27 protein-coding genes, 1 tRNA gene and 1 pseudogene are annotated in these 21,350 nt (G+C 68.2%); 16 read left to right on the plus strand and 13 right to left on the minus strand.

The window, feature by feature from the left end:
* The 5 genes from ACILQR_RS05095 to ACILQR_RS05115 all read right to left on the minus strand — a co-directional run.
* Nucleotides 1-307 (minus strand): hypothetical protein (locus ACILQR_RS05095; RefSeq protein ID WP_395650402.1); only part of this gene is annotated, 307 nt, incomplete at its 3' end.
* Nucleotides 308-393: 86 nt separating this feature from the next.
* On the minus strand, nt 394-1,401 hold the full coding sequence (locus ACILQR_RS05100; RefSeq protein ID WP_395650403.1) for a fumarylacetoacetate hydrolase family protein: 1,008 nt from the start codon (nt 1,399-1,401) through the stop codon (nt 394-396).
* A gap of 60 nt (nt 1,402-1,461) precedes the next feature.
* Complete coding sequence (locus ACILQR_RS05105) at nt 1,462-2,211, minus strand: hypothetical protein (protein ID WP_395650404.1); 750 nt, start codon at nt 2,209-2,211, stop codon at nt 1,462-1,464.
* A 987-nt stretch (nt 2,212-3,198) separates the two neighbouring features.
* Entirely contained in the window at nt 3,199-3,474 is a 276-nt protein-coding gene (locus ACILQR_RS05110; protein WP_395650405.1) for a hypothetical protein, read from the minus strand.
* Nucleotides 3,471-4,688 (minus strand): isoaspartyl peptidase/L-asparaginase family protein, encoded by a 1,218-nt coding sequence (locus ACILQR_RS05115; protein WP_395650406.1) that lies wholly within the window; start codon nt 4,686-4,688, stop codon nt 3,471-3,473. Before ACILQR_RS05115 ends, ACILQR_RS05110 begins: the two co-directional genes overlap by 4 nt.
* Before the next feature lie 65 nt (nt 4,689-4,753).
* On the opposite strand from ACILQR_RS05115, the gene ACILQR_RS05120 reads away from it, so the two are divergent.
* Complete coding sequence (locus ACILQR_RS05120; RefSeq protein WP_395650407.1) at nt 4,754-5,065, plus strand: TonB family protein; 312 nt, start codon at nt 4,754-4,756, stop codon at nt 5,063-5,065.
* Nucleotides 5,066-5,081: 16 nt separating this feature from the next.
* Here the strand turns inward: ACILQR_RS05120 and ACILQR_RS05125 are convergent, their stop codons facing one another.
* Nucleotides 5,082-5,276 carry a hypothetical protein gene (locus tag ACILQR_RS05125; RefSeq protein WP_395650408.1) on the minus strand — a complete coding sequence of 65 codons (195 nt, stop codon included), beginning with the start codon at nt 5,274-5,276 and terminating at the stop codon, nt 5,082-5,084.
* Between the two features lie 2 nt (nt 5,277-5,278).
* Nucleotides 5,279-6,364 carry a 4-hydroxyphenylpyruvate dioxygenase gene (gene hppD, locus ACILQR_RS05130; RefSeq protein WP_395650409.1) on the minus strand — a complete coding sequence of 362 codons (1,086 nt, stop codon included), beginning with the start codon at nt 6,362-6,364 and terminating at the stop codon, nt 5,279-5,281.
* A 162-nt stretch (nt 6,365-6,526) separates the two neighbouring features.
* Between hppD and ACILQR_RS05135 the strand changes: the two genes are divergently transcribed.
* The 5 genes from ACILQR_RS05135 (at nt 6,527) to ACILQR_RS05155 (ending at nt 9,003) form a co-directional block, all read left to right on the plus strand.
* Entirely contained in the window at nt 6,527-7,108 is a 582-nt protein-coding gene (locus ACILQR_RS05135) for a YqaA family protein (RefSeq protein ID WP_395650410.1), read from the plus strand.
* Nucleotides 7,109-7,161: 53 nt separating this feature from the next.
* Nucleotides 7,162-7,695, plus strand: a complete 534-nt coding sequence (locus ACILQR_RS05140; protein ID WP_395650411.1) for a disulfide bond formation protein B — start codon at nt 7,162-7,164, stop codon at nt 7,693-7,695.
* Nucleotides 7,673-8,260, plus strand: coding sequence for a demethoxyubiquinone hydroxylase family protein (locus ACILQR_RS05145; RefSeq protein ID WP_395650412.1), 588 nt, complete (start codon nt 7,673-7,675; stop codon nt 8,258-8,260). The genes ACILQR_RS05140 and ACILQR_RS05145 overlap by 23 nt, the downstream gene beginning before the upstream one ends.
* Nucleotides 8,261-8,354: 94 nt before the next feature.
* A complete protein-coding gene (locus tag ACILQR_RS05150; protein WP_395650413.1) occupies nt 8,355-8,612 on the plus strand; it encodes a hypothetical protein in 258 nt (85 codons plus the stop codon).
* A 268-nt stretch (nt 8,613-8,880) separates the two neighbouring features.
* On the plus strand, nt 8,881-9,003 hold the full coding sequence (locus tag ACILQR_RS05155; protein WP_395650414.1) for a hypothetical protein: 123 nt from the start codon (nt 8,881-8,883) through the stop codon (nt 9,001-9,003).
* A gap of 6 nt (nt 9,004-9,009) precedes the next feature.
* Here the strand turns inward: ACILQR_RS05155 and ACILQR_RS05160 are convergent, their stop codons facing one another.
* Together ACILQR_RS05160 and cobT are read right to left on the minus strand one after the other, a co-directional pair.
* Entirely contained in the window at nt 9,010-9,939 is a 930-nt protein-coding gene (locus ACILQR_RS05160; RefSeq protein ID WP_395650415.1) for an esterase-like activity of phytase family protein, read from the minus strand.
* Nucleotides 9,940-9,944: 5 nt separating this feature from the next.
* A complete protein-coding gene (gene cobT / locus ACILQR_RS05165; RefSeq protein WP_395650416.1) occupies nt 9,945-11,837 on the minus strand; it encodes a cobaltochelatase subunit CobT in 1,893 nt (630 codons plus the stop codon).
* A gap of 163 nt (nt 11,838-12,000) precedes the next feature.
* Here cobT and ACILQR_RS05170 point away from each other — a divergent pair, with 163 nt between their 5' ends.
* Nucleotides 12,001-12,696 (plus strand): DUF599 domain-containing protein, encoded by a 696-nt coding sequence (locus ACILQR_RS05170; protein ID WP_395650417.1) that lies wholly within the window; start codon nt 12,001-12,003, stop codon nt 12,694-12,696.
* Nucleotides 12,697-12,958: 262 nt separating this feature from the next.
* Here ACILQR_RS05170 and ACILQR_RS05175 read toward each other — a convergent pair whose 3' ends face one another.
* Nucleotides 12,959-13,819 (minus strand): N-formylglutamate amidohydrolase, encoded by an 861-nt coding sequence (locus tag ACILQR_RS05175; protein WP_395650418.1) that lies wholly within the window; start codon nt 13,817-13,819, stop codon nt 12,959-12,961.
* Nucleotides 13,820-13,956: 137 nt separating this feature from the next.
* On the opposite strand from ACILQR_RS05175, the gene cpdR reads away from it, so the two are divergent.
* The 3 genes and pseudogenes from cpdR to ACILQR_RS05190 all read left to right on the plus strand — a co-directional run.
* Nucleotides 13,957-14,313: a cell cycle two-component system response regulator CpdR gene (cpdR, locus tag ACILQR_RS05180; RefSeq protein ID WP_271146530.1), complete on the plus strand. Its 357-nt coding sequence runs from the start codon at nt 13,957-13,959 to the stop codon at nt 14,311-14,313.
* Nucleotides 14,314-14,391: 78 nt separating this feature from the next.
* Entirely contained in the window at nt 14,392-15,069 is a 678-nt protein-coding gene (locus ACILQR_RS05185) for a hypothetical protein (RefSeq protein ID WP_395650419.1), read from the plus strand.
* A gap of 9 nt (nt 15,070-15,078) precedes the next feature.
* Nucleotides 15,079-15,165, plus strand: a pseudogene (locus tag ACILQR_RS05190) (response regulator); the annotation flags it as partial.
* A 222-nt stretch (nt 15,166-15,387) separates the two neighbouring features.
* Here the strand turns inward: ACILQR_RS05190 and ACILQR_RS05195 are convergent.
* Complete coding sequence (locus ACILQR_RS05195) at nt 15,388-16,374, minus strand: complex I NDUFA9 subunit family protein (RefSeq protein WP_395650420.1); 987 nt, start codon at nt 16,372-16,374, stop codon at nt 15,388-15,390.
* Between the two features lie 154 nt (nt 16,375-16,528).
* Between ACILQR_RS05195 and ACILQR_RS05200 the strand changes: the two genes are divergently transcribed.
* The 5 genes from ACILQR_RS05200 to lptB all read left to right on the plus strand — a co-directional run bounded on the left by ACILQR_RS05200 (nt 16,529) and on the right by lptB (nt 19,420).
* Nucleotides 16,529-16,615: transfer RNA gene (locus ACILQR_RS05200), tRNA-Leu, on the plus strand.
* A 203-nt stretch (nt 16,616-16,818) separates the two neighbouring features.
* Complete coding sequence (locus ACILQR_RS05205; RefSeq protein WP_395650421.1) at nt 16,819-17,433, plus strand: ribonuclease D; 615 nt, start codon at nt 16,819-16,821, stop codon at nt 17,431-17,433.
* Nucleotides 17,433-18,116 carry an LPS export ABC transporter periplasmic protein LptC gene (gene lptC, locus ACILQR_RS05210; RefSeq protein ID WP_395650422.1) on the plus strand — a complete coding sequence of 228 codons (684 nt, stop codon included), beginning with the start codon at nt 17,433-17,435 and terminating at the stop codon, nt 18,114-18,116. The genes ACILQR_RS05205 and lptC overlap by 1 nt, the downstream gene beginning before the upstream one ends.
* A gap of 2 nt (nt 18,117-18,118) precedes the next feature.
* The gene (locus ACILQR_RS05215; protein ID WP_395650423.1) at nt 18,119-18,610 is read left to right on the plus strand and encodes an LptA/OstA family protein; all 492 of its coding nucleotides are present in this window, start codon (nt 18,119-18,121) and stop codon (nt 18,608-18,610) included.
* Between the two features lie 24 nt (nt 18,611-18,634).
* Nucleotides 18,635-19,420: an LPS export ABC transporter ATP-binding protein gene (gene lptB, locus ACILQR_RS05220; protein WP_395650424.1), complete on the plus strand. Its 786-nt coding sequence runs from the start codon at nt 18,635-18,637 to the stop codon at nt 19,418-19,420.
* 16 nt (nt 19,421-19,436) lie between these two features.
* On the opposite strand, the gene ACILQR_RS05225 is transcribed toward lptB, so the two are convergent.
* The gene (locus ACILQR_RS05225) at nt 19,437-19,895 is read right to left on the minus strand and encodes a hypothetical protein (RefSeq protein WP_395650425.1); all 459 of its coding nucleotides are present in this window, start codon (nt 19,893-19,895) and stop codon (nt 19,437-19,439) included.
* A gap of 122 nt (nt 19,896-20,017) precedes the next feature.
* Here ACILQR_RS05225 and ACILQR_RS05230 point away from each other — a divergent pair, with 122 nt between their 5' ends.
* A complete protein-coding gene (locus tag ACILQR_RS05230) occupies nt 20,018-20,341 on the plus strand; it encodes a hypothetical protein (protein ID WP_395650426.1) in 324 nt (107 codons plus the stop codon).
* Between the two features lie 191 nt (nt 20,342-20,532).
* Here the strand turns inward: ACILQR_RS05230 and lepB are convergent, their stop codons facing one another.
* The gene (gene lepB, locus ACILQR_RS05235) at nt 20,533-21,318 is read right to left on the minus strand and encodes a signal peptidase I (protein ID WP_395650427.1); all 786 of its coding nucleotides are present in this window, start codon (nt 21,316-21,318) and stop codon (nt 20,533-20,535) included.
* Between the last annotated feature and the right edge of the window lie 32 nt (nt 21,319-21,350).

A 21,350-nucleotide genomic window follows, 5' to 3' on the forward strand; every position in this document is an offset into this window, starting at 1 on the left:
GCGAAAAGGCGAAAGCGGAGCGGCCGTCGGTCGATACCCGCCAATACTGGCCCGTTGGCGGATCGCCACGTCGTTCCATCATGACAAAGGCCGAAGGCTCCGCGAACCTGCCGCCCTGCGCAATGAAAACCGTCAGGACGCCCGCGTCGCAACGCCCGACGATCGCGGCGACGTCCCATTGGAGAGCCGCCGCCCGGTTTTCGCCAGACGCAGGAAGACTGCGCCAGGTCGTTTGGGCTGAGACCGGCTGGGGCTGCGCCGTGGAGGCAAGCAACGCCAGGCCAAATGCGACGGCCCAGCGCATCACGCCGTCGCCCCCACGCGGCTGTCCAATCCTCCCGACAGCACACGCCGGACGCGGATGAACATCTCGACGCGCTGCATGACGGCTCCTCAAGCCGGTCCTACCGTCTGTTCGATGGCGCCGAAGAGGGAGTGGTGTTTGTCGTCCAGCATCTCGATGCGGACGGTGTCGCCGTGTTTGAGGAAGGGCGTCGAAGCGGCACCGGTCTGGATCGTTTCGACGGTGCGGACCTCGGCGATGCAGGAATAGCCCAGGCCGCCTGCGGAGACCGGCTGGCCGGGGCCGCCGTCGGTGCCCTTGTTGGACACCGTGCCCGAGCCGATGACGGTGCCTGCGGTCAGGCTGCGGGTCTTGGCCAGATGGGCGATCAGGGTGCCGAAGTCGAAGGTCATGTCGACGCCGGCGTCGGCCTTGCCGAAGTCCTGGCCGTTCAGCTGGACGGTCAGTTCGCCATGCAGCTTGCCGTCCTTCCAGCGGTCGCCGAGCGCGTCGGGGGTGACGAAGACGGGCGACAGGGCGCTGGCGGGCTTGGACTGGACGAAGCCGAAGCCCTTGGCCAGTTCGGCGGGGATCAGGTTCCGAAGCGAGACGTCGTTGACCAGTCCGACCAGCCGGATGTGGTCGAGCGCCTGCGTCGCCGACGTTCCTTGCGGCACGTCGCCGGTGACGACGACGACCTCGGCCTCCAGGTCGCAACCCCAGCTTTCGTCGGCGAGGGGGATGGGGTCGCGGGGGGCGAGGAAGGCGTCCGATCCGCCCTGATACATCAGGGGGTCGGTCCAGAAGCTGTCGGGCATCTCGGCGCCGCGCGCCTTTCGCACCAGTTCGACGTGGTTCACATAGGCCGAACCGTCCACCCACTGATAGGCGCGGGGCAGGGGGGAGGCGGCGTCGCGTTCATGGAACCGGCCGCGCGGCACGGCCTCGTGTTCGAGGCTTTCGGCCAGGGCCCGCAGCAGGGGCTCGCACCGGTGCCAGTCGTCGAGCGCGGCCTGGAGACTGGGCGCGATCAGGAAGGCGTCGGTGAACCAGTGCAGATCATTGGAGACGACGACGAGGCGACCGTCACGGCCGTGCTTGAGCGATGCGAGTTTCATGAGGCGAAGGCTAGACCCGTTTATCGCGAGGGGAAACCGGGCTTTGTCGGTGATCGACGATCAGGGAGCGCGCCGGTCTCCGACCCGGTTGTCGGAGGACGGCGGTGGGGTGGTGGTCAGCTGTTTCCGGGCCTCGCGCAGGTCCTTGAGGCGGGCGGACTTGTCGCTCCAGTAGTCGGACAGATCGTGGACGGCGGCGCGGACGGCCGCGAGCTGGGCCCTGGCGTCCAGGGGTTTGGTGTGGCCGTGGCCGCCCCCGTGTCCCGTTGCGTGTCCCGCTGCGTGGCCCTGAGCCGGGTGGGCGTCCGCATGGGGATCGGGGGCCGCGCCTTCGACGGGCGCGGCATGGGTGTTCAGGACGACGCTGCGGGCGTTGATGGTGACCTTGTTGACGCCGGTGTGGGGGTCGGCGGGGTGGTCCTTGTCGGGTTCGTGGTCGGCGGGGCCATGGCCGTCGAGCGCCTGGGTCAGGGCCTCGTGGGGGCCGCCCAGGCCGTGACCGATGCGCAGGACGGCCCCCAGCCGATCTTCGAGCACGGTGTTCAGATGGCGGGCGGTGATCATGACCGAGTCGCGCGGCGCCCCGGCGGCGGCGGTGACGGCCTTCTTGATCGCGTCATAGATGGCCTGGCTGGGGTCGTCGCCGTCGGTCTTGCGCCGCCCGATCCACCAGCCCAGCAGGCCGGCCAGGACCAGCAGCAGGGCGACGGCCAGCAGCAGCAGGGGCGACAGGGTGAACAGGACGCCGCCGTCCTGGGGCTCATAGAAGCCGTCGACGGACTGGAACTCGCTCGGACTGGGCAGTGACACTCTGGCGATCCCCTCACGCAGGCTCTGGCATCATGGCGCCACGGCTGCGCTTGGCAATGAAAAGGTTAACGCGGTTCGGTGAAAGCTCTTACCCCGGGGGCGCGAGGAGGCGTTCGACCGCGCCTCCCCGGATCGCCTCGGCTGCGCCGCGTTGTCCGGGGATGACGTGATTCAACGGACTCCCGCCGCAAGGCGTCGGGAGTGGGAAGGGCCGGCGGAGCGTCCGGGCCTTCGCCCGGGATAGGGGTAGTGATTACCGTTTCGGCGAAAGACAGACGCTCCGCGTATGTGGTTATCCGGGAGCTGTACGGCTCGGTCTCCCGAACCAGCGGGGGTATTCGCCCCTTGCCGCTACCGCGCCCCCGACGGGAAGGTGATGCCCTTGCAGCATCGTCCCCTGAACGATCCGACTCTCTGCGCCGGACCCTTTGCACGGCCGGCGACATCGCCCCCGATCCCCCGGGCGCCGCGCCCGGTCGAAACCGGACCTCGGAGCTCGCCAGGGCTGACCGGAGACGAGGCCTCGACCGCCCCGCTCCACACACCCTCGCCGCAACAAGATCGCAAGGCCTTGCGCCCTTCCCCGCGACGGGACGGAAAGCATCATAGCGGGGTTGGGGACCTGGGCGCGTTTGGGAGGCCGAGAAATCCGCAATCCGTTGCGGGGCAAGGGATTGGTGGCTCGAAGTTTGAAAGTTGGAGGTGCTGGACAAGCCGGATTTCTTCTTCTCCCGCGCAGCGGGGGAAGTGGCCCGGCGTCGAGCGCAGCGAGACCAGGGTCGATGGGGGGCGTGTGAAGGGAAAGAATAAGCAAGACTTCCCCCATCGGTCCTGGATCGCTGCGCGATCGACGGACCGCTTTCCCCCGTGAAGGACGGGGGAAGAATGCGATAATCGGACAGACCTCGTCGCCCCCGCCTGATCGGCCAAGAGGCCGATCTGTCCTCTCCATTGCCCTTCGGCAATGGAGAGGGTGAGTTTTGGCCGTTACGCCGGCGGTGCGAGGACGGCGCGGGCTTCGGCGCCGGTGCGGTTGGATGCGTCGCGGACCTCGACCTCGACGACGACGGCGCCGGCGGGCTCATGGGCCCAGAGGTAGCGGCGCTCAATCTCGACGGTGCGGCCGGACGGGGCGAAGCCCTCGAAACTGTCGCCCCAGGGGGTGATCCGCACGATCTCGGGCCACAGCAGGGAACAGGCGGCGGCCAGTTCCTCCTCGGCCATTTCGGTGAGTTCGTCGGGGGTGGGGAGGGGTTTGGTCATTGCGGCGCCTCGTCGGCGTAGATGGCGACGCGCGCGGGCTCGCCGGGATGGATCTCGCCGCGATACATGCCGGAGGTGGACATGGCGAACTCGGGACGACCGTCGCGGCCCATGACGATCACGCCGCCCTTGCCGCCCAGGCGTTCGGCATCGGTGATCTCTGCATTGGCGGCCACAAGAGCGAGCGGGGCCTCCTCTACGACGCATGGGATTTCTGGCGACGCCGAACGACAAACAATGTTGGCCCGCCAATGCGGCGTCGGTTCGGAGCGTTCGGCCTCTTGCCGTTGCTCGGGAGTTTGCACTCGAGCGATGGCCATCCGCGCGCAAATATCCCGCGCCACGGTAGCCCGGATGAAATACTCGCCGTCGCCCGTCGCCGAGACCGCGCAGCCGTCGCGGTTGGAGGCGTAGGTGCCGGCGCCGATGACGGGGACGTCGCCGACGCGGCCCCAGCGTTTGGCGGTCATGCCGCCGGTGGAGGTGCCGGCCGCGAGGTTGCCGTGGGTATCCAGCGCCACCGCGCCGACCGTGCCGAACTTGCGCTCGTTGAGCGGCGGGGCCGAGGCGTCGTTGTCGGCCATGCCGCCCGGCCCAGAGTTCAGGGGGGGCGCGGGCGGTGCTCCGGCAGGGCGTTCGGGGACGGGCAGGCCGGCGTCGGTCAGGGCCTTGACCAGACCCTGCCAGCGCCGCTCGGTGAAGAAGAAGGCGGGGTCGACCTGTTCCAGGGTCTGCGACGCCGCGAAACTGTCGGCGCCGGGGCCGATCAGCATGACGTGGGGGCTGTGTTCCATCACCGCGCGCGCCGCCGCGATCGGGTGGCGGGTGGTGGTCAGGCCGGCGACGGCACCGGCCGTCAGGTCCGCGCCGTTCATGACAGCAGCGTCGAGCTCGTTGCGGCCTGCGGCGGTGAAGACCGCGCCGCGGCCGGCGTTGAACAGGGGATCGTCCTCCATCAGCTCGATCGCCGCCTGGATGGCGTCGAGCGCCGTGCCGCCGCGTTCCAGCACCGCGCCGCCGGCCTCCAGCGCGCGGGTCAGGGCGGCGCGATAGGCGGCGTCCTGTTCGGGGCTGAGGCTGGCGCGCTCGATCACGCCGGCCCCGCCGTGGATGGCGAAGGACCAGCGGGGGGGTGTATCCTCTCCAGCCAGGGCCGGTGACGCGCCTGTGAGCAGGGCTGCCACAAGGGCGAAGGCTCGGAAAAGTGGCGTCATGCGGGCTCTCTCCGGCGGAACGGATTTGTCCGCGATTCATTAACAGGACAGAAGGGGTTTCCGCCATGTTCGCGTTCGTTCTCGCCGCCGCCCTGCTGATCGATCCGACGCCCAAGAAGGACGTGGCGGTCAAGGCTCCGCACGCCACGGTCGAGCGGACGCTGGACGCCGGGTCGGGCCCGACCCTGACGGCCGTGGCGGTGACCCTGGAATGCACGGCGCGGGCTACGGGTCGTGTGACCGGATGCCGGGTGCTGGGCGAGACCCACCCCGGACTGGGCTTCGGTGAGGCGGCGATCGCGCTGATGCGCGGCGCCGAGGTGGAACCTGGGCCGCGTGACGTTCAGTTCGCGCGCACCATCCAGTTCATGCCTTGAGGCCTGTCCGTCTGGGCTATTGCGGCGGTCGCCGATGGTGCGACCATTTCCAGATGCGGTAGATGATGATCGGCAGGAAGCCGCAGACGATGCCCGCGATCAGCACCGTCCAGAAGCTTCCGTCCAGCCACATCCGCCCGGCCAGGGCCCCGGCCACGGCCGCGAGGACCGGGCCGAGGTAGGGTAGCCAGGACGGCGGCTTGAGCTTCATGGTCAGGCGTCAACCACGATCACGCCGCGACGGATTTGATCGAGCTCAATTGAGTCGAACAGGGCCTGGAAATTGCCGTTGCCGAAGCCTTCGTTGCCCTTGCGCTGGATGATCTCGAAGAAGATCGGGCCGAAGGTGTCGGTGGTGAAGATCTGCAGCAGCAGGCCTTCTTCGTCCGAGCCGTCGATCAGGATGCGGTTCTTGCGCATCCGCTGCAGGTCGTGGCCGTGGTTGGGAAGGCGTTTGTCGATCAGCTCGAAATAGGTCTCGATGGTGTCCTGGAACTCGACGCCGCGGGCGCGCATCTTTTCGACGGTCTCGAAGATGTCGTCGGTGGCCAAGGCGATGTGCTGGATGCCCTCGCCGTTGTAGCGTTTCAGGAACTCCTCGATCTGTGAGGTGTCGTCCTGGCTTTCGTTCAGGGGGATGCGGATGGCGCGGTCGGGCGCGATCATGGCCTGACTGAACAGGCCCGTTGCCTTGCCCTTGATGTCGAAATATTTCTGCTCCTCGAAGGCGAAGACGTCGCCGTAGAAGCCGGACCAGGTGCGCATCTGGCCGCGTCTGACATTGTGGGTCAGGTGGTCGAGCAGGTGCAGGCCGACGTTGTTGCGGCGCTCGTCCTCTTCCCAGCCCTCGATCTCGTCCCAGTTGTCGTACAGGGACCCGGTCTCGCCATAGGCGTCGATCAGATAGAGCAAGCTGCCGCCGATGCCGCGCAGGACATAGGCGCCCTCACCGAGCGCGCCGCCGGCGTGGCCGTCGGCCGGATGGGCACCGCGCGCCACGGCGCTGTCATAGGCGGCCTTTGCATCCGCGACGCGGAAGGCCATGCCGTTGGCCGAGGGGCCATGGTCGCGGGCGAACTCGCCGGCGTGACCGGTCGGGGTGCGGTGGACCAGGAAGGAGATGTCGCCCTGTTTCAGGCGCACGACGTTGGTCTGCGGATTCACATGGGTCTGGACGAAGCCCATGGTCTCCAGCCGGGCGATCATGGATTGGGGATCGGGGCCCGTGAACTCGACGAATTCGAAACCGTCCACGCCGAGGGGATTCTCGACGGCGGCAATAGTGGCGTCTGGCGTCATTGGGGGCGCTTTCCACGAAGGGGGGTGCGGGCGGGTCGCCTGCGGTTGGGGGGAACCTAAGGGTTCCAGGGGGAGACGCCAAGCTGGGCTGACTGCGACGCGGCGACGAATGGACCGTTAAGGGCTGGGAAGGTAGGGCAGGGTTCGATCAGGGAATGGCCGATGCTGCGCAAACTGTACGACTGGGTCTTCGAGCAGGCGCGAAAGCCCTATGCGGAAAAGGCGCTGGCCGTGGTCTCGTTCGCCGAGAGCTCCTTCTTTCCCATCCCGCCCGACGTGATGCTGGCCCCCATGGTGCTGTCGCAGCCGGACCGGGCCTATCGGTACGCGGCCGTCTGTACGGCGGCGTCGGTGCTGGGGGGGCTGCTGGGCTATGCGATCGGGTTCTTCCTGGAGCCGGTCGGGATGTGGCTGCTGGCCGTCATGGGCAAGGCCGACACCTTCGAGGCGTCCAAGGCCCTGTTCCAGCAACACGGCGCCTGGGTGATCCTGATCAAGGGGCTGACGCCGATCCCGTTCAAGCTGATCACCATCGCGGCCGGCATCTTCAGCTTCAGCCTGCCGCTGTTCATCGCCCTGTGCGTCATCACGCGGGGCGCAAGGTTCTTCCTGGTGGCCTTCGTGCTCAAGACCTGGGGGCCGGCGATGCTCGAGATGGTCGAGAAGCGGCTGGCGCTGTTCACCGTCATCGGCATCGCCGTGCTGGTCGCCGCCTTCGCTGCGGTCAAGCTTATCCCGCACTGAGGCCCGCGCTGCGCATTGGCGGATGCGGCGGCGTACAGTAGGACTGTCGGGTGATGATCGGGATCTATCGACTTCTGACGCGGTGGTGGACCGCCTTTGCCCTGGCCATTTCCCTGGCCATGCTGGGGGCCGCCCATGCGTCGGAGCGGTTCCTGGGCCTGTCGCCGTGCAACCTGTGCCTCAAGCAGCGCGAGGTCTTCTGGGGGGCGGTGGCGATTTCGCTGATCGCGACGACCTGGGCGGTCATTAGCCGGGCGTCGCGCGGGACGCCCCGCATCGCGGCCTTCCTGTTGTTCGCCGTGTTCGCGACGGGGGCGATCACCGCCGGCTTCCATTCGGGCGGCGAGATGAAGTGGTGGAGCCTGCCGGCGACCTGCATGGCGGCCAAGGACGTCGACCTGGAGGGGCTGACGGCGCTGGCGTTCGGCGGGGGCGAGACCCCGCGCGTGGTCATGTGCGACGCCGTGACGTGGCGCTTCCTGGGGTTGAGCATGGCAAGCTGGAACTTCCTGATCTCGTCCGGCCTGGCCATCTTCAGCCTGCTGGCCGCCAAACGTCCCAAGGATGCGCGTGCCCCCAAGCCCTGAGCCCGATTCGAGACGCATCCCCCTGGCCCGGCCGGGGCGGGGATCGACGCGCGCAAGGACAGCCGAGATCCTGAGGGTCGATCACGCCGGTGAATATGCGGCGGTGCAGATCTATCGCGGACAGGCGGCGGTGTTTCGCGCGGGCGGCCGAACCGAACTGGCGGCCGATATGGAGCGGATGCAGGGCCAGGAAGCGGTGCATCTGGCGCGGTTCGAGACCCTGCTGAACGACGGGCGGGTGCGGCCGACGATGATGCTGCCGGCCTGGCGGCTGGCGGCCCAGGCCCTGGGCGTCGGGACGGCCCTGATGGGCGAGAAGGCCGCCCACGCCTGTACCGAGGCGGTCGAGAGCGTCATTGCCGAACACTATGCCGAACAGATCGCCGAGGTCGGCGACCGCGACCCGGCCCTGGCCGCCGAACTGACCGGCTTTCGCGACGAAGAGGTCGAACACCACGACCATGCCGTCGAACAGGGCGCGCGCGAGGCACCGGGATACCGGCTGCTCAGCGCCGTGATCCGCACGGGCTGCCGGGCGGCGATCCGGATCAGCGAACGGGTGTAACCAACGTTCACTGAGCATCCGCAATATTTTTGTTGCAGTTGCGAACATCTGAGGCATCATGAGGTCTTTCCAACCTTCGCGGGAGTGATCTCCGATGATGTTTGCCCTTATCGCCCTGGTCGCGACGCTTCAGGCCAAGGGGCCGGACGTGCAGCCGGTTTCGGCCCCGGCCCCGGTTTCCCAGCCGGCCCCCGCGCCTGCACCCGTCGTCGTCGAGGAGCCCGTGGCCGAGCCCGAGTTCGTCGAGGAGGCTCCGCTGCCAACGCGCCAGGTCTGCCGCTATGTCGAGGTGTCCGGGTCGCGCTTCCCCGTTCGGCGCTGCCGGACGGTGACCATCTATCCCGAGGACTGATCCGCTCAGCCCCGCCACGCCTGCAGACTGCGGCGTGGCGGGGATGGCTGTCTCCTGATCCTGCCTGTCCCGGAGTTGTCGCGTGCTTCTGACCGCCCTTGCCCTCATCGTCGGACTGTCCGGCCAGCAGACCCCGCCCGCCGGATCGGCCGAGGCGCGTGAACCGACTGTCCCCGCCGAGGCGCCGGTCTAGGTCGCCCCGGTTCCGGTCGATGCGACCCCGCCCGAAGAGCCGGTCCGCCAGCGTCTGATCTGTCGCAACATCCAGGTGACGGGAACTCGCTTCCCGGTCCGCAGCTGCCGCAACGCCGTCCAGACCGATGCCGAACGGCGCGAGGCGGCCGAGATGCTGCGCCGGATGCAGGGCGCGCGGACGCCACCGGCGGGCTGACGTACTTCAGTCGGCGACGTCGAAGGCCAGCAGAAGGGTCTTTTCCAGGGGGTTGGCGTTGTCGTCGCTGACCAGATACAGGCGCGTCCCCCTGGCGGTTCGCACGGCGGCGATCCCCTCCATATTGTCGACCGAGGCCGGCGGGCGCAGGGCGATCAGGACGGGCCCCATCGTGCCGTCAGGGGCCATGCGGCGGACGCGGGCGCGCATGTCGAGCGGCGGGGTGTAGGACCGCTCGACGACGAACCATCCGCCGTTCGGATCGACGTCGGCCCCGGTGATCTTGTAGCCATCGGTGAAGGCGGCGGGCGCGCGGGGCAGGGCGGTGCAGGCATCGGGATCGCAGGTCCAGGCACCGCCGGCCTCGCCCATGACCAGCCAGCCGCCGGGTGCGGCCGCCAGACCTTCCATCCCCTCATTGTCCTCGAAGACGGCGTCGGGGCGGCGCAGCGGAACGGGCAGGCCTGTCCCGCCCGGGCCGTAGGACCAGATGCGGTGATCGCGCTCGAAGCTGATGGCGACGCCGGAGGGCAGCAGGGCGATCCCTTCCGCGTCGGCGGCGGCCTTGGGCTGGAGCACCGTGCCGTCCGGGCCGATCAGGCGGCGGCTGGTCGCCCCGCCCGCGCCGACCAGACGACCCGCGCGGTCGAGCCGGATGGTGAACCGGACCAGGCTGCCGAAATCCGAGACGCTCCAGGCCTGATCGCCGTCCAGCTTCAGGTCGGACAGGCCATGCAGATTGGCACCGTGCAGGGACAGGCCACCGGCCCAGGTCACGCCGGGGGCGAGGTCGGCCCCACCGACGCCGAGCGGCACGCGGCGGGCGTCCATCCGGATCGGATGACCGGCGTCGCCCGGATCGCGGGGGACGCTGGTGGCGACGCCGGCACAGGCCGCCAAGGCGATCAGGCCGGCGGCGGCGAGGGCCCGGAACACGGTTCTCACGCGGCGCGGCGGTGCGGCGCCTGACCCGAGGCACGGCCCTTGCGGGTCATGGCCTTGGGCTCGACCTCGAACAGTTCGGCCAGTTTCTCGACCATGACCCCGGCCAGCTGTTCCACGTCGACAATGGTGACGGCGCGGCGGTACCAGCGGGTCACGTCGTGGCCGATGCCGATGGCCAGCAGTTCGACCGGCGACTGGGTCTCGATCCGCTCGATGACCTGACGCAGGTGTTTGTCCAGATACAGGGCGGCGTTGGCGCTCTGCGTGGAATCGTCGACCGGCGAGCCGTCGGAAATGACCATCAGGATGCGCCGCGCCTCGGTGCGGGCGACCAGCCGGTCGTGGGCCCAGGTCAGGGCCTCGCCGTCGATGTTTTCCTTGAGCAGACCCTCGCGCATCATCAGACCGAGATTCTTCTTGGCCCGTCGCCAGGGGGCATCGGCGGACTTGTAGATGATGTGGCGCAGGTCGTTCAGGCGGCCGGGCATGGCGGGCTTTCCGGCCGTGATCCAGGCCTCGCGTGACTGGCCGCCCTTCCAGGCCCGGGTGGTGAAGCCCAGGATCTCGACCTTGACCCCACAGCGCTCCAGCGTCCGGGCCAGGATGTCGGCACAGACGGCGGCGACCATGATCGGGCGGCCGCGCATGGAGCCGGAGTTGTCGAGCAGCAGGGTCACGACCGTGTCGCGGAACGGGCTCTCGCTCTCGGCCTTGAACGACAGGGGGGCCGTCGGGTCGGTGATGATCCGGGTCAGGCGGGCGGTGTCCAGCATCCCCTCCTCCAGATCGAAGGTCCAGGTGCGGTTCTGCTGGGCCATCAGCCGGCGTTGCAGCTTGTTGGCCAGGCGCGACACGATGGAGGACAGAGCGGTCAACTGCTGGTCCAGCAGGGAGCGCAACCGTTCCAGTTCGTTCGGGTCGCACAGGTCCGAGGCGTCGATGGTCTCGTCGAACTGATGGGCGAAGACACGATAGGCGTCGATGGCCTTGCCGTCGTCGGGGGTCTGTTGCCGGTTGGGCAGGTCGCCTTCGGACATCTCCGGGCCGTCGTCGGTCTGATCGCCGTCCATCTCGGCTGGTGCGCCGTCGGGGCGGCTGTCGCGTTCTTCCTCGGCGGTCTGGTCGTCGGAGGAGCCCTCCATCGACTGGCCGCCCTCGCCGCCGCCTTCGTCCTCTTCCTCCTGATCGTCGGAGGTGTCGGGATCGGCGGGGTCGGGTTCGTCCTCGCCCTGTTCGTCATTGGGTTCGTCGCCGCGGCCGTCGCCGGGGTCCAGATCGAGGGCGCGCAGCACGTCCTTCATCGCCTGGCCGAACGCGGCCTGATCGTCGGCGGTGGCGACCAGACGGTCAATCTGTTCGCCGGCCTTGGCCTCCAGCTCGGGCCGGACCTTGTCGAGCAGGGCGCCGGCGCCGTCGGGCGGACGCTGGCCGGTCAATCGCTCGCGGACCAGCAGGGCCAGGGTCTCTGCGACGGGCACGCGATCGGCCTCGGCGCGCAGGGCCCCCATACGGTCCAGCCGGGTCAGAAGGGCCGCGTTCATATTGGCGCGGACGCCCGCGAGCGAGGTCGATCCGACCGCCTCGACGCGCGCCTGTTCCACCGCCTCGAACACTTCGGCGGCGCGGCTGTCGACGGGACGCAGGCGGGCGTGGACGGCATCGTCATGGTTGGCCAGGCGCAGGGCCAGCCGGTCGGCCTGTCCGCGCAGGGCGGCGCTCTCGGGTCCAGACGGATCGCGCGACGGATGAGGCAGGGTCAGGACGCCGTTCGCCAGCTTGGGCCCGTCCGATCCGAAGGCGACCTCAAGCTCGGACTGTTCGGCCAGGGCACGCGCGGCATGGGCCAGCGCGCGCTTGAAGATTTCGGCCGGGGTTTCGGGGGCGGACATGGGGCGACGCTTACAGCGTCGAGGGGCGAGGGACTAGGGATGAGGGACGAGGGAATGGCGTCGCGGATGACGCAGAGGGACTGGCTGCGACCGAGCATCTTGCGCTCGTGTCATCCCTCATCCCTAATCCCTCGTCCCTTATCCCTCCCCTTCGGACTTCGACATGACCCCCTTCGACTGGTCCGCGCTGGCGCTCTTTTTCATGTGCTGGCTCGGCTATGATCCGATGCTGAAGCTGCTCGCCCGGCGGTCGGGCGCGCTGAACGAGGACATGCTGACCGTCCGGCACGCCTGGATGACGGCGATGACCCGGCGCGAGATCCGGCTGCTGGACAGCCAGCTGCTGGGCCATTCGATCAATTCGGGATCCTTCTTCGCCTCGTCCAACCTGCTACTGATCGCGGCGGTGGGCGGCATATTGTTCGGTGGCGAGAGCGCGCTGAAGAGTTTCGCCTCCGTCGGGGCCGAGGCCGTGCCGATCCCTTTGCTGGAAGCCAAGCTGGCGCTGGTGCTGGCCTGTCTGTCGCGGGGCCTGCTGGATTTCATCTGGTCGATCCGACAGATGAACTACACCCTGGCCCTGATCGGCGCCGCGCCCGAGATCAACGGCGAGGCGGCCCATGCGGCCTTCGGCGAGGCGACGGCCCAGGTTCTGAACCCGGCGCTGGCGGCCTTCAGCCAGGGGGTGCGCGGCTATTATTTCGCCTTGGCGGCAGCGGCCTGGCTGTTCGGGCCGGCGTGGCTGGCGGCGGGGGTCATATCGGCCTTCGCCCTGCTGGTCTGGCGCCAGTCCGGTTCCCCGGCGGCGCGGGCCATTCGTACTGCACGGCGGCTTCTGGACGCGAACTCATCGCTGTGAAGCCGTCTATTTCGCACTTGCAGCATCGGGTCGTCCGCGATCAGAGCATAAATCGTGTCCGCGATGCCCCGGAAACGCCGTCTCAGTGCCGTAATCACCGTAACAAGCCGTGATGAACGGTGATTACATGGCGCTTGACGCATTGTGCATCGCAACCTAGATTGACCTTCGACGCCTCGCGGCGTCTTGCCCTTCCTGGGCGTTTCCTCCCTATAAACTTTTCATGCCGCGCCTTCTGGGCGCGGCTTTTTTTTGCCCGCGCTCAGCCGGTCCAGTCGTCGGCGGCCAGGGCTGCGATGACCCGTTCGACGGCGCGACGGCATCGGTCGAAATCGGCGCTGGGTTCCAGCCGGTCTTCATCCAGATAGAGGGCGCGGTTCAGTTCGATCTGGACGGCGTGAAATCCGTCGGCGGTACGGCCCCAGCTCTGGGTGGACCAGCCGCCGGCATAGGGTTGGTTCAACCCGACCCGCCAGCCCAGCCCCTCGAACAGGGCTCGCAGCCGCCGCGTCAGCCGCGCCGTGCAGGACGAGCCGTGCCGGTCGCCCAGCACAACGTCCAGACCGGGTCGGCTGCGCGTGCCGCCGCCGGCGGCGCGCGAGGGCATGGAATGCCAGTCGATCAGGATGGCGGTGCCGTGGCGCGATCTCGCCGCCTGCATCAGGTCGGCCAGGGCGGCGTGATAGGGACCATGGACGTTCGCCAGCCGCGCGGTCGCCTCGGCCATCGTCAGGCGGCGATCATAGAGGTCCAGGCCGTCGCCGGATCGCCGGGGGATGACGCCAAACCCCGCCGCCGTCTTGGCCGACAGCGCGTCGGTCCCCGCCAGCCCGTCGATCAGGCCGGGGTCGAGTTCGCAAGGGTCGCGGTTCAGATCGACATAGGCGCGGGTGATCCGGCCCAGGATCAGGGGCACACCGTTCGCCGGTCCGCAGGCAATCAGGGCGTCGACGCCGATATCCTCGGCACTGCGCAGACTGGCTTCCGGCAGATTGGGCCGCGCACGTAGATCGTCGGGCCGGATCACGCCGGAATGGGGCGAGGCGAAGACCAGCGGCCCCGGCGACGGCGCAGCCACGATCTCGAACGCGGGGTGCAGGGCGGGGCGCTCGGGCGGCGTCATGACCGACGCATAGCGGGTTCGCCGGCTTCTCCACAGCCCGTGCCCTCGCTCAAACGGTGTTTTTCATCGCCGGTTTACCGTTCTGAGCCTAGCGTCAGCATTCGGGACCCTGTCAGGTCCGTGGGGACAAGCACGAGATGGCGCGAATTCTGCTGGCCGAAGACGACGCCTCGCTGCGCGGGTTCCTGACGCGGGCGCTGGAACGCGCCGGCCATCAGGTCGTCGACTGCGAGAACGGCGACGACGCCATCGACGCCCTGGAACACGGCCCCTACGACCTGCTGCTGACCGACATCGTCATGCCGGGCGCCGATGGGATCGAGGTGGCGCGCGTCGCCGCCGCCCGCATGCCCGGCCTGCGCATCATGTTCATCACCGGCTTCGCCGCCGTCGCCCTGTCCGCCGCCCAAGCCTCGCCGCAAGCCAAGGTCCTGTCCAAGCCGGTTCACCTGCGCGATCTGGTGAACGAGGTGGAGCGGATGATCGCGGCCTAGCCCTTTTCTGGACCAGCCATGCCTTCAGCTGTGGCCAGAGTTGCGGTGGTGCTCCTTGCGGTGGGGTTGCAAGGATGCATGACCGCCCTCTACCTCGCTGATCGCCCGTCGCAGTCAGTGATCGACGAGATGGCTCGTCGCTGCGCCAAGGATTCAGGCATCCACTGGTATGGGGATCGACCCGAGGGGATCGATCTCTGGCTCCCGGGCGAAAGCACGCTCGACCCAGCCGAAGACCCCGAACTCCGATCTATTCGGCCCTACAGACTGTACTCGGCGGACGAGGCATTTCTTGCAACTGGGGTGGCGAGAGCGATCTATGTCCAGATTCAGCCGACGAGCGACTATTATTTTGGTCCAGGTCGCTCTGAACCATCCGGCACTTATCGTTTCCGCATGTTCGAGGAAGGTGATCCCCACTGCGGCCCTTGGCTCGCGTATTGGGCGGCTCAGGCACGGCCGGGCGCGAAGCCGTATCGACGGCCGGACGGGAAATGCTTGGCCTGGGATCGCGTGGGTCCGATCAGCTCTGCGGGAAAGCTGAACGTCTTCATTCGCTACATCGACGGCCCCGCCAGAGCACGGGGACTTTGGCGTGACGGCGAGGTGTTGTTCATTGATGGCAAGGAACGCGCACGCTTTACCAGCTATGCAGCAATTAACCCGAACAGTGCCGCGGAACGTCGGGGTCGGCTGGGAATAGCAGCCTGCGAAACCGGCCCCATAGGAACCACAGCGATTCTGGGGCCCGATTAGGTCGCCGCCCAGGCCTCTCCGCAAGCCAAGGTCCTGTCCAAGCCCGTCCACCTGCGCGACCTGGTGAACGAGGTGGAGCGGATGATCGCGGCGTAGCAGCCCGATCTCCTCCCCGTCGCGAAGCGATGGGGAGGTGGCAGCGAGCCACTTGCGAGCTGACGGAGGGGGCGACTCGGTCGCTCGTATCGACCTCGATAGCCCTCGCCTCAAACAGCGTGTCGCCCCCTCCGTCACGGCCCTGAAGAAGGGCCGCGCCTGAGGACGGCTCGTATACGAGCCGCCCGCAGCCCCATTGCTGCGCAACGGGGAGGAGAGGTTCTAAGCCGCCACCAGCTCCGCCTTCGGGCCTTCGGCGAACTGGCCGCCCTTGCGGTAACGCCAGAGGTATGAGGGGGCGATGGCTTCCAGGCCGGTGGGCTCGATGCCCAGGGCGGACAGGCCCTCGGCGCCGGGGGCCACGACGTTGTCCGTCTCCAGCATGATCACCTGATCCTTCGTCAGGACCGGGGCGATGCCGACGATCGTGCTCATCTGGGCCAGGCCACCGATGGTCTTCGCGACGAAGAAGGGCAGGGGGGCCAGCAGGCGGTCGCGGCCGGTCTCGCGCAGGATGTACTGCAGGATGTCCTTGAACGACCAGACGGCCGGGCCACCCAGCTCAAACGTGCGGCTGGCGGTGTCGTCGCGGGTCACGGCGCGGGCCACGGCCTCGGCGACGTCGGCGACGTGGACCGGCTGGAACTTCGTCTGGCCGCCGCCGATCAGGGGCAGGGCCGGGGCCATGGTCGCCATGGACCCGAACTGGTTCAGGAAATTGTCGCCCGCCCCGAACACGATCGAGGGCCGCAGGATGACCGCGCCGGGGATCAGCGCCCGCACGACCGCCTCGGCCTCGCCCTTGGTCCGGGCATAGTCGGACGGGGAGCCGGCATCGGCGCCGATGGCCGACATCTGGACCAGCCGGCCGATGCCGCCGTCGACGCAGGCCTGGGCCACGTTGCGCGAGGCCTCGACGTGCATCAGGTCGAAGGTGCGCTTGCCGCTCTCGTACAGGATGCCGATCAGGTTGACGGCGGCGGAGGCGCCCTTCAGGGCGGCGGCGACGTCGGCGGGCCGGGTCACGTCGCAGCGGACGGGCTGGACCTGACCCACATCGCCCAGCACCCGCAGGTCGCCGGCCATGCCGGGTTTCCGGACCGCGACCCGAACACGCCAGCCGGCTTTGGCCAGGGCGCGGACGACCTGGGATCCGATGAAGCCCGAACCGCCGAAAACAGTAACCAGACTGGGGCCGGGCAGGGACATGGGACGCTCCTTGGAAGATCGAAACCGCAGATAGACGACCGATGAATAGGTCGCAACGCGTCAAACGCGTTCAACCCCTGTTGACCGACCGCAATCCCTCCCTTAAGGGTCCGCGCCTTCCGGTCGAAACGCCTTTGCGGGCGCTTCAGTCGGGGCCCAGGTGGCGGAATTGGTAGACGCGCTGGCTTCAGGTGCCAGTGATCGAAAGGTCGTGAAGGTTCGAGTCCTTTCCTGGGCACCAATCAATGAAACGGCGTCGCACTTCGGTGCGGCGCCGTTTTGCTTTTGGGGGGTGCTTGAGTGAGTAGTGCTGGTGCTAGTGAGCACGCGTTGCCGGTCGTAGGGCGCACTCTCGCACCGGTCGCCGCCTGGCTCACCAGCACCAGCACTACTCACTGACGCCACGCCCTCGCGTCCCGCCCCCCGCTGGTCTAGAAGCAGCCCATGACCGTATATTTCCACGAAGGCGACCTGCCCGACGGCCTGGACCTCGGACCTGAGGTGGCTGTCGATTCCGAGACCATGGGGTTGCGCTACCATCGCGACCCGCTGTGCGTGGTCCAGCTGTCGGCCGGGGACGGGGATGCCCACGTGGTGCGGATGCGTCGGCCGACCTATGACTGTCCGAACCTGAAGGCCCTGATGGCCGACCGGGCGGTGCTCAAGATCTTCCATTTCGGGCGGTTCGACATCGCCATGATGCAGCTCTGGCTCGGGGTCGAGACCGGGCCTGTCTATTGCACCAAGATCGCGTCCAAGCTGGCGCGGACCTATACCGATCGGCACGGGCTGAAGGACGTGACGCGCGAACTGGCCGGGGTGGACCTGTCCAAGGCGCAGCAGTCGTCGGACTGGGGCGCGGACGTCCTGACCCAGGCGCAGCTGGACTATGCGGCGTCGGACGTCCTGTATCTGCATGCGGTGAAGGCCAGGCTGGACATGATGCTGGCGCGCGAGGGGCGGACCGAACTGGCACGCGCCTGTTTCGACTTCCTGCCGACCCGGTCGCGTCTGGACCTTGAAGGCTGGGAAGAAATGGACATCTTCGCACACCTGTAATGACCGACACGCCGCCTCCACAGTCCGGGATCGATCCCGCCGAAGCGAGGCGCCTCGCCGACGAACAGCGCCTGGCCGAGGCGGCGGCGAAGTGGCGTGTGCGGTCGAAACGGGTGCAGCTGTATCGGCGGCTGCTGCCGATCCTGATCGTGGTCCTGGCGGGCGGGGCCCTGACCTGGACGGTGTTCCGCACGGTGATGTCGGGCGTCGAGCGCAAGGCGGCCCAGAGCCGCGAGGTCCGCCTCGACAACCCCATGTTCCACGGCCAGGACGCGGCGGGCCGGTCCTTCATGATCGGGGCGCAAGGGGCGGTTCGCGATCCGGCGACCGGCCATTTCCGCCTGAACGGCCCGGCGCTGAGGCTGAACCTCGGGGGTCGCAAGGTCACCGAGATGACGGCGGACGCCGGCATCTATGACGAGGCGAAGCGGACCGTGACCATCGGGCCCAACGTGAAGATTTCCGATGGCGGCACCGGCTTCACCCTGACGACGCCGGAGGCGGTGGTGGATACGGCGACGGGGATCGTGACCGGGTCCAAGGGGGTTGAGGGGGCCGGCCCTCTTGGAACCATCTCGGCTTCGTCCTATGCCATCTATGATCAGGGCGAGCGGGTCACGTTCTCGGGCTCTGGCGACAACAAGATGCGGGGGGTCGTGAACCCCGTGCGATCCGGCGGATGACCATGCGCAAGACGACTTCGATCCTGTTTGCCGCCACGGTGGCCTTGGCGGGTCTGGCCGTGCCGATGACCGGCGACGCCCAGAACGCCGCGCCCTCGGTTTCGGCCTCGGGCCAGCCCGTGGCCTTCGGTGCCGACGGCGGTGAGTACACCCCGACCGGTTTCTCCCTGCGCGGCCGGGCCGAGATCACCCAGGCCGGAAACCGTCTGCGCGCCGATGCGATCACGGCGACCACCGCCAACAACGACCTGTCCCGCGTCGAGGCCAGCGGCAACGTCTATTTCGTGACCCCGACCCAGTCGATGCGCGGCGACCGTGCGGTCTATACCCTCGGCAACGGCGAGGTGGTCGTGACGGGCGACGTCATCCTGACCCAGGGCAAGAACGTCCTCACCGGAAGCCGGCTGGTGTACAATGTCCGCACCGAGACGGCGCGGATGGAGTCCGGCACCGGCGGCCGGATCCAGGGCGTCTTCTATCCGCAGGGGAACTGAGGCCGTTTCGGTCCGGTAGCGCCCTTGGCCCGTAAGGAACTCTCCGCCCTCAACGTCAACGACCCCGCGGTCACGCCGGTGGCGAGTGCGCCCGTGCGCGGGTTGCAGGTGCGCAATATCGCCCGGGCCTTCGGCGCGCGTCAGGTGGTGCGCGACGTGTCGCTGACGGTGCAGCGGGGCGAGGTGGCGGGGCTGCTGGGGCCGAACGGGGCGGGCAAGACCACGTGCTTCTACATGATCACCGGCCTGATCCCGGCCGACTCGGGCTCGATCTGGCTGGACGGTGAGGACATCACGGCCCAGCCCATGTACCAGCGCGCCCGGATGGGCCTGGGCTATCTGGCGCAGGAGGCCTCGATCTTTCGCGGCATGACGGTCGAGCAGAACGTCAAGGCCGTCGTCGAACTGCGCGAGACCGGCAAGGGCATCGATACCGAGACGACCCGGTTGCTGGAAGAACTCCATATCGACCATCTGCGCCACGCCCCGGCCTCGGGCCTGTCGGGCGGCGAGCGTCGGCGGGTCGAGATCGCGCGCTCGCTGGCCGGGCGGCCCAGCTTCATGCTGCTGGACGAACCGTTCGCGGGCATCGACCCCCTGGCCATCGCCGACATCCGCCAGGTGATCCGCTATCTGGCCAATGAGGGGATCGGCGTCCTGATCACCGACCACAACGTCCGCGAGACGCTGGACATCATCGACCGCGCCTCGATCATGTCGGGCGGGGGCGTGCTGTTCGAAGGCACGGCCGACGAGATCGTGCATGATCCCGAGGTGCGGCGCGTCTATCTGGGCGACCTGTACGGGTGAGCTGGGTCGGACGCGATCATCGGAACCAGAAGCCGTCCGCGTCCGTGGTTTCGAAACCGGAATAGGATCGTAGCCGTCCGTTCTCGAAACGGGCGCTGGACGTCTGATAGATCACATCGCCGTCCGGACCGCGTTCGCCCCGACTGACCACGATGCTCTGGTCGTCGCCGACGGCTCCGCAGCGAATCTGGAAGCGATAGACGGCGGAACCTGACGACAGGTCTTCGATCAGCCGACCTGCCGATTCCCCGCCTATGGCGCGTCCATCGATCCTGACTTCGGCCCTGCGATCCGATGGCCGCCGGGGACCGTAGCCCGAGATCGTCAACCTGCGGCGACCGCAGCGCCCCTCCACTGTCTGGGTCCAGGGATCGGCGGCTCTTGGCTCCCGTATGCTGACTACGACCTCGTCGCGAGCGTCTGCCTGCGTGGTCGAAGGCTGGGCAAGAAGGAGAGTAACGAGCACGGCGATCATGGCTCATCCTGTCAGCAGCCCGTGACAAGCTCAACCGGAGCGCGCGCGGTCTGACCGAAATTTCACTGGCGATCCGACCCCGAACGGCGCTTGATCGTCGGGCCGATCATCAGGACGCCGCCATGACCGCCCGCCCGCCCAAGAAGTCAGAGACCCTCGAGGTCCGCCTGCCGTTCGAAACCAAGGCCGCCTTCATGGCCCGATGCCAGACCGAGGGCCGGACGGCGTCGGACGCGGTGCGCGGTTTCATCGACGCCGAGCTTTCGCCCGTTCGCCGGACGCGCATGCGGGGTTGGCAGGCCCTGGTGGCGGCGGTGGCGGCGGGGCTGGCGATCGGGGCGGTTGCGGCGCCCTCGCTGGCGCAGACCACCGGTCACGCGAGTTTCGCCCAACTGGACCGGAACGATGACGGCGTCCTGAGTCCTGTCGAGTACGCTACGCGATAAGGCCGCTTGCTCTTTTTCTCGTCATTCCGGGCGAAGGGGAGCGAAGCGATCCGCAGACCCGGAACGAGGCGGCGCGCGAGAGCGCGAACCTGTCGCGAGCGCGTCTGTGTCCGCCATCGCCTGCGCTTCGCTTCGGCGCCGCCTTGTTCCGGGTCTCCGCTGCGCTTCGCCCGGAATGACGAAAGAGAAAGTCAGAGGACCCGTTTGAAGAACCGCCCCGGCTGAAGGTTCAGCCAGGTCCAGGGCTTCCACAGGGCGGCACCCGGCTTCCAGGACGCCACCACCAACTCCGCCTTGCCGACGATATTCTCGGCGGGCAGCAATCCGACTCCCAGTTCGCGCGGCCAGCGGCTGTCCAGCGAGTTGTCGCGGTTGTCGCCCATCATGAAATACTGGCCGGCGGGGACGAGGTATTCGCCAGTGTCGTCGCCGGGTTGGCCCGGGCCGCCGTCATAGGTGACCCAGGTCCGGCCGTCCGGCTGGGTCTCGCGGACCTGCAGGACCGTGCGCAGGGGCGAGTCGTGATCCTGGGTCAGGCCCTCGGCGCGCTGGGGCAGGGCGCGGCCGTTGACGAGGACGGTCCCGCCCAGAACCTGGACCCGGTCGCCGGGCAGGCCGATGACCCGCTTGACCCAGGTCTGTTGCGGGTCACGCGGCAGGCGAAAGACCACGACGTCGCCCCGTGCCGGATCGCGGCCGAACAGCCGGCCCGACCCGACCGGCGGATGGAAGGGCAGGGACGCGCGGCTCCAGCCATAGGCGAACTTTCGCACCACGATGTAGTCGCCCGTGACCAGCCCCGGCTCCATCGAGGACGAGGGAATGGTGAAGGGCTGGAACAGCACGGTCTGGATGGCGACGGCGGCCAGCAGGGCCAGTCCGATGGTACGGACGAGTTCGAACGCCTCGCGCCACAGGCTTTGCGGCAGCCGCACGGGCTGCGGGGACGAGGCGGCGATGGGAGGATGATCGGTCATGGCCGACAGGATCGCCGACGGGCCACATCATG

It is taken from the genome of Brevundimonas sp. (assembly GCF_044239655.1).
In the GTDB taxonomy this organism is placed as follows: Bacteria; Pseudomonadota; Alphaproteobacteria; order Caulobacterales; family Caulobacteraceae; genus Brevundimonas.

Excerpts from the sequence above, each read along its gene's own strand:
- ACILQR_RS05100 (WP_395650403.1), bottom strand. The coding sequence starts at position 1,401 with ATGAAACTCGCATCGCTCAAGCACGGCCGTGACGGTCGCCTCGTCGTC.
- ACILQR_RS05110 (WP_395650405.1), bottom strand. The coding sequence starts at position 3,474 with ATGACCAAACCCCTCCCCACCCCCGACGAACTCACCGAAATGGCCGAG.
- ACILQR_RS05115 (WP_395650406.1), bottom strand. The coding sequence starts at position 4,688 with ATGACGCCACTTTTCCGAGCCTTCGCCCTTGTGGCAGCCCTGCTCACA.
- ACILQR_RS05120 (WP_395650407.1), top strand. The coding sequence starts at position 4,754 with ATGTTCGCGTTCGTTCTCGCCGCCGCCCTGCTGATCGATCCGACGCCC.
- ACILQR_RS05125 (WP_395650408.1), bottom strand. The coding sequence starts at position 5,276 with ATGAAGCTCAAGCCGCCGTCCTGGCTACCCTACCTCGGCCCGGTCCTC.
- hppD (WP_395650409.1), bottom strand. The coding sequence starts at position 6,364 with ATGACGCCAGACGCCACTATTGCCGCCGTCGAGAATCCCCTCGGCGTG.
- ACILQR_RS05135 (WP_395650410.1), top strand. The coding sequence starts at position 6,527 with ATGCTGCGCAAACTGTACGACTGGGTCTTCGAGCAGGCGCGAAAGCCC.
- ACILQR_RS05140 (WP_395650411.1), top strand. The coding sequence starts at position 7,162 with ATGATCGGGATCTATCGACTTCTGACGCGGTGGTGGACCGCCTTTGCC.
- ACILQR_RS05145 (WP_395650412.1), top strand. The coding sequence starts at position 7,673 with ATGCGCGTGCCCCCAAGCCCTGAGCCCGATTCGAGACGCATCCCCCTG.
- ACILQR_RS05150 (WP_395650413.1), top strand. The coding sequence starts at position 8,355 with ATGATGTTTGCCCTTATCGCCCTGGTCGCGACGCTTCAGGCCAAGGGG.
- cobT (WP_395650416.1), bottom strand. The coding sequence starts at position 11,837 with ATGTCCGCCCCCGAAACCCCGGCCGAAATCTTCAAGCGCGCGCTGGCC.
- ACILQR_RS05170 (WP_395650417.1), top strand. The coding sequence starts at position 12,001 with ATGACCCCCTTCGACTGGTCCGCGCTGGCGCTCTTTTTCATGTGCTGG.
- ACILQR_RS05175 (WP_395650418.1), bottom strand. The coding sequence starts at position 13,819 with ATGACGCCGCCCGAGCGCCCCGCCCTGCACCCCGCGTTCGAGATCGTG.
- cpdR (WP_271146530.1), top strand. The coding sequence starts at position 13,957 with ATGGCGCGAATTCTGCTGGCCGAAGACGACGCCTCGCTGCGCGGGTTC.
- ACILQR_RS05185 (WP_395650419.1), top strand. The coding sequence starts at position 14,392 with ATGACCGCCCTCTACCTCGCTGATCGCCCGTCGCAGTCAGTGATCGAC.
- ACILQR_RS05195 (WP_395650420.1), bottom strand. The coding sequence starts at position 16,374 with ATGTCCCTGCCCGGCCCCAGTCTGGTTACTGTTTTCGGCGGTTCGGGC.
- ACILQR_RS05205 (WP_395650421.1), top strand. The coding sequence starts at position 16,819 with ATGACCGTATATTTCCACGAAGGCGACCTGCCCGACGGCCTGGACCTC.
- lptC (WP_395650422.1), top strand. The coding sequence starts at position 17,433 with ATGACCGACACGCCGCCTCCACAGTCCGGGATCGATCCCGCCGAAGCG.
- ACILQR_RS05215 (WP_395650423.1), top strand. The coding sequence starts at position 18,119 with ATGCGCAAGACGACTTCGATCCTGTTTGCCGCCACGGTGGCCTTGGCG.
- ACILQR_RS05225 (WP_395650425.1), bottom strand. The coding sequence starts at position 19,895 with ATGATCGCCGTGCTCGTTACTCTCCTTCTTGCCCAGCCTTCGACCACG.
- ACILQR_RS05230 (WP_395650426.1), top strand. The coding sequence starts at position 20,018 with ATGACCGCCCGCCCGCCCAAGAAGTCAGAGACCCTCGAGGTCCGCCTG.
- lepB (WP_395650427.1), bottom strand. The coding sequence starts at position 21,318 with ATGACCGATCATCCTCCCATCGCCGCCTCGTCCCCGCAGCCCGTGCGG.